This window comes from uncultured Helicobacter sp., assembly GCF_937893305.1.
In the GTDB taxonomy this organism is placed as follows: domain Bacteria; phylum Campylobacterota; class Campylobacteria; order Campylobacterales; family Helicobacteraceae; genus Helicobacter_D.
Genome location: NZ_CALBGN010000009.1, coordinates 1 through 7694, shown reverse-complemented (window position 1 = coordinate 7694; position 7694 = coordinate 1). Strand labels below are relative to the sequence as shown.

At 33.6% G+C, this 7694-nt stretch carries 7 protein-coding genes; 1 reads left to right on the top strand and 6 read right to left on the bottom strand.

Annotated features, from left to right (window positions below; genetic code table 11):
* The first annotated feature begins 161 nt into the window (after nucleotides 1-161).
* On the top strand, nucleotides 162-2021 hold the full coding sequence (gene rpoD, locus Q0358_RS01390) for an RNA polymerase sigma factor RpoD (protein ID WP_299546245.1): 1860 nt from the start codon (nucleotides 162-164) through the stop codon (nucleotides 2019-2021).
* 30 nt (nucleotides 2022-2051) lie between these two features.
* On the opposite strand, the gene purH is transcribed toward rpoD, so the two are convergent.
* The 6 genes from purH to serB all read right to left on the bottom strand — a co-directional run bounded on the left by purH (nucleotide 2052) and on the right by serB (nucleotide 7490).
* Nucleotides 2052-3584: a bifunctional phosphoribosylaminoimidazolecarboxamide formyltransferase/IMP cyclohydrolase gene (gene purH / locus Q0358_RS01385; RefSeq protein ID WP_299546243.1), complete on the bottom strand. Its 1533-nt coding sequence runs from the start codon at nucleotides 3582-3584 to the stop codon at nucleotides 2052-2054.
* A gap of 9 nt (nucleotides 3585-3593) precedes the next feature.
* On the bottom strand, nucleotides 3594-4667 hold the full coding sequence (locus tag Q0358_RS01380) for an LptF/LptG family permease (protein WP_299546241.1): 1074 nt from the start codon (nucleotides 4665-4667) through the stop codon (nucleotides 3594-3596).
* Complete coding sequence (gene pth, locus Q0358_RS01375; protein ID WP_299546239.1) at nucleotides 4664-5251, bottom strand: aminoacyl-tRNA hydrolase; 588 nt, start codon at nucleotides 5249-5251, stop codon at nucleotides 4664-4666. The genes Q0358_RS01380 and pth overlap by 4 nt, the downstream gene beginning before the upstream one ends.
* Before the next feature lie 7 nt (nucleotides 5252-5258).
* A complete protein-coding gene (locus Q0358_RS01370) occupies nucleotides 5259-5795 on the bottom strand; it encodes a 50S ribosomal protein L25/general stress protein Ctc (protein ID WP_299546237.1) in 537 nt (178 codons plus the stop codon).
* Between the two features lie 69 nt (nucleotides 5796-5864).
* On the bottom strand, nucleotides 5865-6857 hold the full coding sequence (locus Q0358_RS01365) for a transaldolase (protein ID WP_299546235.1): 993 nt from the start codon (nucleotides 6855-6857) through the stop codon (nucleotides 5865-5867).
* Nucleotides 6858-6866: 9 nt separating this feature from the next.
* The gene (serB, locus tag Q0358_RS01360; RefSeq protein ID WP_299546232.1) at nucleotides 6867-7490 is read right to left on the bottom strand and encodes a phosphoserine phosphatase SerB; all 624 of its coding nucleotides are present in this window, start codon (nucleotides 7488-7490) and stop codon (nucleotides 6867-6869) included.
* Nucleotides 7491-7694 lie beyond the last annotated feature (204 nt).

The window sequence follows — 7694 nt, the reverse complement described above, 5'->3', positions numbered from 1 at the left end:
GGAAACTTACAAATTATTCTCTTTTATATGGAATCCAAATGGAGTTTTGGATTCCAACTTTTATTGCTAGTCAATAAACTTATTTTCAACAAATTTTGTTATAATATTCAATTTTCTACATTTAAATAAATGATGTAAATCTATCTTACTTTGGAGTTTTTATGTCTGCAAAAACTATCAATCAACAGCTTGATGAATTGTTTCAAAATGCTACTAAATATGTTTCTTATGAAAAGGTTGCGCAAGTTTTAGGAAAGCTTCCCACAGCAGCGCAGGCAAAAAAAGTTAGCGAATTGGCTAAAAAACATAAAAAACAGTTAATGGCAGCTTCAGAGGTTGCGAAGATTTTAAACCAAGATGAAGCAAGAAAAATCAAAGAAGATAAAAAACGCCTTTTAGATGAAGAGCTAGAAGACGAGTTTGATTTTATGAAAGAAAGAGAGTTGCTGGAATGGAGCAGAAGCGATAGTCCTGTTAGAATGTATTTAAGAGAGATGGGGCAGATTCCATTGCTAACTAGAGATGAAGAAATAGAACTTAGTAAAAACATAGAACTTGGCGAAAATATTATTTTAGATGCGATTTGCTCTGTGCCATATCTCATTGATTTTATTTTGGATTACAAAGAAGCTTTGATTAATAGAGAAAGAAGAGTTAAAGAACTTTTTAAAAGCTTTGATGATGAAGAAGAAAGCAAAGAAGAAGAAAACGAAGAAAGTGAAGATGAGGAAGAGAGAGAAAACGAAGAGAACGAAGAATCTAAAAAGCCTATTTCTAAAAAAGATCAAAAAAGAGTAGAAAAAGTTCTTGTGAGTTTTAAAGCATTAGAAAAAGCAAAAAAAGATTGGTTAAAAACTTGGGATTTAGAAAAAGGAGGAGAAAATTCTAAAAATATGCTATATCTTTTAACTTTGGCGCATAAAAAGCAATTTTTAAAAGAGAAGCTTTTAGATTTAGGTCCTACAAGTAAATTAATTAATGAACTTGTAAAAGCAATGGAAAATACTATTAAAAGCGATGAAGGTTTTGATAAAGAATTAAAACGTTTAGAATATCGTTTGCCGTTGTTTAATGATATTTTGCTAGAAAATCATAAAAAGATTTTAGAAAATATCACAGAAATGAACAAAACAGAAATCACAGCTGCAGTGCCAGAAGCCACAATGGTATCCACTTATATGGAGATCAAAAAACTTTTTCAAACAAAAGCGGCTAGCGAGGGAAGTTTTGATTTAGAACCAGAAAAGTTAAGGCAGATTTTAGAGCAAATCAAAAGAGGAAAAGATATTGCAGATAAAGCCAAAACAAAGATGGCGAAGTCTAATTTAAGACTTGTAGTGAGTATCGCAAAACACTTTACTAATCGTGGGTTGCCTTTTTTAGATTTAATTCAAGAAGGAAATATTGGCTTAATGAAAGCAGTTGAAAAGTTTGAATATAAAAAAGGCTATAAATTTTCTACTTATGCAACTTGGTGGATTCGTCAAGCGATTTCGCGTGCAGTCGCTGATCAAGCGCGCACGATTAGAATCCCAATTCATATGATTGAGACGATTAATCGTATCAATAAAATTATGCGTAAATTTTTACAAGAAGAAGGCAAAGAACCCGATTTAGAAAGAATTGCAGAAGAAGTAGGTTTGCCTCTTGATAAAGTTAAAAATGTGATTAAAATCACTAAAGAGCCTATTAGTCTTGAAGCTCCTATTGGTAATGGTGAAGATGGTAAGTTTGGAGATTTTGTAGAGGATAAAACTTCCATTGGACCAATGGATCATATCTTAAAAGAAGATTTAAAAAGTCAGATTGATGATGTGTTAGATCAACTTAATGAGAGGGAAAAAGCGGTTATTAGAATGCGCTTTGGACTTTTAGATGATGAGTCAGACAGAACGCTAGAAGAAATTGGAAAAGAGCTTAATGTAACAAGAGAAAGGGTTAGACAAATAGAGTCTAGTGCAATAAAAAAACTCAAGCACCCAAAAGTTGGAAGAAAGCTTAAGAATTATATTGAAGAATAGTTGGAATCCATTTTTTTAGATTCCATATTTTTAATGTAAAAAGTGGCGTTTGCCGCTAAAATATAAAGCGATTCCATTTGTGTTTGCGCAATCAATCACTTCATCATCTCTTATACTTCCGCCAGGTTCAATCACAGCACTAACACCTACTTTATGTGCTTCTTCAATGCTATCTTTAAAGGGAAAAAACGCTTCGCTTGCAAGCACGCAACCTTTTAAATCTAATCCCATATCTTGTGCCTTTTTAATCGCCGCCTTTGCTGCATCTACACGGCTTGTCATTCCCATTCCAACAGCAACCATTGCGGAATCTTTAACATATACAACACAATTTGATTTTACAAGGCTTGCGAGTTTGTAAGCGATTTCTAAATCCTGCATTTGCTTTTGTGTGGCTTGCTTTTGGCTGACACATTTTGCATTTTTAACTTCATTTTCTTCTAAATAATCAGAATCTTGCAAAACAAATCCACCTTCAATATGTTTAAAGTCTTGGTGGTCTTTTGGAAATTTTAGTGTTTTTCCGCCGCAAATGAAGATTTTGATTTTCTTTTTGGTTTCAAATTCTTTGAGTGCTTCTTCTGAAATTTCTGGTGCTACTAACACTTCAATAAAGATTTTGTTGATCTCTTGTGCTAGGGTAAGATCTATTGGGGCATTTATTGCTACTACACCACCAAAAGCAGATACGCTATCGCATTTTAAGGCTTCTTTGTAAGAATCTAGCGCATTGTTTTTTAGCGCAAATCCACAAGGATTTCCATGTTTTACAATACAAACACAAGGGGCTTCTTTGAAACTTGTAGCAATTTTTACAGCACTATTAATATCTGTTAAGTTATTAAAACTAATTTCACCCTTTAGCGTTTTAAAAGTGTTAGAGTAGAAGTTTCCAAACTCATAATATGCACCTTTTTGATGTGGATTCTCTCCATAGCGTGTTGGAGCTACAAGTTTTCCACTGATAAAATGCGCTTCTCCAAAGCCACCATTGAAGCGCTGATTCATATAATTTGCTATCATACAATCATAGCTTGCTGTGTGTTCAAATGCTTTAATCATCATCTTTTGACGGAACTCTAAAGTGTTTTTCTGGTTTTGTAAATTTTCTAAAACCTTTGTGTAGTCATTAGGATCTGTAACAATTAGCACAGAAGCGAAGTTTTTTGCCGCTGCACGCACCATAGAAGGACCGCCTATGTCAATGTTTTCAAGGATTGTGTCAAAATCATTTGTGTGTTCTATCGTGGCTTTAAAAGGATAGAGATTCACACAAACTAAATTAATATCAGCAATTCCATATTCTTTAGCTATTCTCACATCCTCACTATTGGAGCGGCGATGTAAGATTCCGCCATGGATTTTTGGGTGTAAGGTTTTGACGCGCCCATCAAACATTTCAGGACTTTGCGTATAATGGCTTACATCTTGTGCTTGGATGTTGCTTTGTGTAAGTATTTTTAATGTGCCACCTGTAGAGAGAATCGTATATCCTAGTGAAACAAGTCCTTGTGCAAACTCTACGATTCCGTTTTTATCGCTTACGCTTAATAATGCTGTCATTGTAACTCCTTATGTTTTTAAGATTTTATAAAAGCAAAAACTGCTAGCTAGAAATAATGTAAGCATTGGGATTATTGCGCTAAATTCTGGTTGCAAAAAGCCGCTAATTGAAAGTTTTGAGAAACTAAAAAATATCCCCCAAGTGATTAGCACGCCTAAAATCATTCCTAAAGTCATTAAGCTAAAATTTGCATAACGGTTAGAGTTTGGAATAAACACAGCAAGACAAATCATCATTAAAGGCGCAAAGAGTGGGAAAAAGATTAGATTATAAAGCATTCCGCGTATCTTTTGTGTATTTGCATTTTGATTTTTTAAAAGCATATAAGCTTCAATGGCATCAAGGATTGAAATGCTTCCTTGTTTTTCATAAATATTTTCTAAAATTTTTGGCTTAAAGTCGCGCAATGTTTCATAGGTTTCTAATTCTTTAACTTTTAAGGGATTTTTGCCAAGTTCGAAACTTTCGTCTAGTGTAGTAATTATGGAGTTTTCCAAAATCCAGTCTTGCCCATTAAATCGTGCTTTTTTGGATTCCACAATATGTGTTAGTGTATTTTTTTTAGGATCAAATTCATACACAACAATACCTTCTGCACTTTGTAATAAGGGATAGATTTTTTTAAAATATACATAGTTTTGATTGTATTTGACAAATAGATCGCTTTTGTAATTTCCTATAAACCCTTCATCAATGATTAAATCTACACGCTCTTTTGCATAGGCAAAAGGAGTTGCATTTAGAGCGATAAAAATAAGTGTCATAAAAAAACTTAGCAAAAAGATAGGGTAAAAGATTTTTATTTTTGAAAATCCAAGTGCTAAAAAAGCTGTAAATTGAGAACTTTTAAGCAGGTTTATCATCAGAACAATTTGTGCTAAAATCAATGCAAGAGGCAGAATAAATTGTGAAGCATACATAAAGTCATACACAAGCAAAAGAATAAATAGGTTTGCAGAGCTTGGTAGATTGTCTAAGAATTTTACTAAATCAATCGCAACAAAAAAGCATTCTAAAGAAATAAAAAGATAGAAAAAATATTTTAAATACAAAAAACTAATGTAGCGAAAAAAAAGTGTCATTGTATTTCTTTAGAAAGGTCTTTTGGAGAGAGTGTCCATTTGCTGGAAATTTGTGTGGATAGCAAGTCGCTTGATTGTAGTTTGGCAATCTCTAGGGCCGCATTTTTAGAATGTGCGATTAACTCTTTGTTTTGCTCTTCTTCTAAAGGACTAAAGTCTTGTAAAACCCAGTTTGTTACCTGTGCTTTTATGGCGGGTTTTCCAATTCCATATCGGATTCTATAATAGTTATTCCCGCAAAGTGTATCAATTGACTTTAAGCCATTGTGTCCGCCACTGCTTCCGCCAAATTTAAATTTGATAGCACCAAAGGGCAAATCTAAATCATCGTGGATAACCAAAAAATCTGTGAGCTTATAAAAGTTCAGCACGCTTTTAACGGATTCTCCAGAAAGATTCATAAAAGTTTGGGGTTTTAGAAGTAAGACTTGAGAGCTTTTGTAAAGCTCTCCTTTGAAAGCACTTTGTTTGTGTGCATTTAGGTCTTGGACTAGGGCGTCAATAACTTTAAAACCTATATTGTGTCGGTTATTTTGATATGTTTGCCCAGGATTTCCTAAACCTATAATTAAAAAACATTTCATTAAAACATTAGCGTGATTTAATCACACCAACAATCGCAACATCATCGCGTTCAACGATTTTTACACCATCAAATGCAGGGAGATCACGCACAAGCACAACATCACCAACATCTAAATCACTAACATTGATTTCATAATCTTTTGGGAGATTTTCAGGAGCTGATTTCACTTTGATACGCTTTTTAGACATCATTAAGACACCTTTGTTTTTAAGTCCTTTTGGTGTTCCAACTGTGCGCACCTTTACAGAATATTTTGCTTCAGTTCCTTTTTGCGCTAGCATCAAATCTACATGGATAATCTCACTAGTAATAGGATCCTTTTGATACTCTTGGATGACAACAGGATATTTTTGTGTGCCAACTTCTACTTCAAAGATTAAATCTGTTTTTTTCTTCACTTCTCTGATGAAATCATTGCGTTTAAACGCACAATGGATATTTTCTTTGCCTTTTCCGTAGATATTGGCAATTAGATAACCATTTTTTCTTAGGGCTTTTGTGTCTGCCTTTGAAATACTCTCTCTAATTATTCCACTTAACATTTGTTATCCTTAAAATTAAAATAAAAGTGGCAATTATAGCACTTTTTGCAAAAACTATGTTTAAAATTCTTATAAACTTTCTAAAATTTTAGAAAATGCTGCTTTGAAGTCATTTAAACCTTGTTCTAGCAGTTCTTTAGAGATTGATTCTAAATGAATACCTGCTTCTTCTACGTTTTTTAAAAATTCTTCAAGCTCTTCAATGCTTGGTAAATATGCTTCGCTAGCTTCGTTAAAGGCAGAGATTGCAGAGAGTGGGGCGGTGTTAATTGCATAGGGATGATAGAGTTCTTTAATATAATATGCTGGTTCTAAGTCATCACCTTTAACGCCTGTGCTAGCAAATAACGCGCGCACTCCGGGTAATCCATAACTATTTAAAGTATGATAGAGATATTGCGCATTTTTAATCCCTAGTGTAGCACTTGGGATTCCGTGTTCTTTTAAGATGGAATCGCATTTGCGATCAAAGCGTGATACAAAGATACTCACAACTGCACGAGGTAAGTCTTTTAATTCTTTTTTACTTGTTTGTTTAAGCTTTTCATAGCCTTTTTTAAAGGCTTCCATACAACTAATGACTTGAGTTTTGTGAAACACAAGCGTAGCATTAACAGAAATTCCTTGAGCAATAAGCTCTTCCATTACGCTAAAACCTGCTTTTGTGGCAGGGATTTTTATCATTACGTTAGGGTAGCCAATCTTATTAAAAAGACGGACTCCTTCGTCGGTAGTTTCTTTAGCGTTATCACATAAATTGGGATCAACTTCAATGCTAATATAACCATCATTTGGATTGTTATCATAAAGGGGCTTTAAAATCTCTGCTGCGCGTTGAATATCTGTTTTTGCTAAGGCTTCATAAATGCTTTTTTTATCTAAATCTTTTAAGGAATCTTTTTGTGCTTGATAGCTTTCATTTAATAAAGCCTGCTGAAAGATTGCCGGATTGCTTGTAGCACCATTTATGATTCCATCTTGCACCATTTTTATAAAGTCATTTTCTAAAAAATTGCGTTCAATAAAGTCGCACCAAAGTGAAAATGAAATGTTATCTTGCATAAAGTCTCCTTAATTTAAATGTTGTGCAATTTGCATTAAATTTTTTTCATTTATGATGATGTTTGCTGCTTCTTTAAGGATAGGTTTTGCGCAAAATGCTACTTTCTTTTTTGCGTATTTAAACATTGAAATATCGTTTGCGCCATCTCCTATGGCAATGGTGTTTTCATAACTTGCATTAAGAAGGGTTTGAATTTTTTCCATCATTCTGCCCTTGGAGTAACCAAACATCATCTCACCGCCTACTTCTCCTGTTAGAATCCCATCTTTGTAATGAAGTTTATTGCTAAAATGAATATGATAGCCTAGTGCTTTTTGTCCAGCACTAACACCCTCATCAAAGCCACCACTAAAGACAACAACCCTATAATTTCTAGCTTTTAACTCATCAATGAGTTCCTTTGCGCCGGGATTATATTTTAAGTTATTGCAAATCTCTTGGACTTTAGCAATAGGCATTCCCTTAAGTGTGGCAACACGGAGCTTTAAGCTTTGGTGAAAATCCATTTTGCCACCCATTGCTTCTTTTGTGATAGAACTCACAGCTTCTGCACTTCCATGCGCCTTTGCTAATAAATCAATTGTTTCTCCATCCATCAAAGTGGAATCAAAATCAAAAACAGCAAGTTTCAAGAAAAATCCTTTGTTCAAAAGCCGATTATTATACATTTTTATTGTAAAAAAAATCTAATACAAAAAACTAAATAATTTTTAAAATATTTTTTTAAGCTTCTAAACAACACCCAAAAGGTTATTTTGTCTAAGGAGATTATGAAGTTTGATTTAGAATTTATACTTAATCCCTACATTACCACTAAGATAGGTTTCATCTTTAGA

Bases quoted from the DNA above. Each gene is read 5' to 3' on its own strand.
- rpoD (WP_299546245.1), top strand. From the start codon at position 162: ATGTCTGCAAAAACTATCAATCAACAGCTTGATGAATTGTTTCAAAAT.
- purH (WP_299546243.1), bottom strand. From the start codon at position 3,584: ATGACAGCATTATTAAGCGTAAGCGATAAAAACGGAATCGTAGAGTTT.
- Q0358_RS01380 (WP_299546241.1), bottom strand. From the start codon at position 4,667: ATGACACTTTTTTTTCGCTACATTAGTTTTTTGTATTTAAAATATTTT.
- pth (WP_299546239.1), bottom strand. From the start codon at position 5,251: ATGAAATGTTTTTTAATTATAGGTTTAGGAAATCCTGGGCAAACATAT.
- Q0358_RS01370 (WP_299546237.1), bottom strand. From the start codon at position 5,795: ATGTTAAGTGGAATAATTAGAGAGAGTATTTCAAAGGCAGACACAAAA.
- Q0358_RS01365 (WP_299546235.1), bottom strand. From the start codon at position 6,857: ATGCAAGATAACATTTCATTTTCACTTTGGTGCGACTTTATTGAACGC.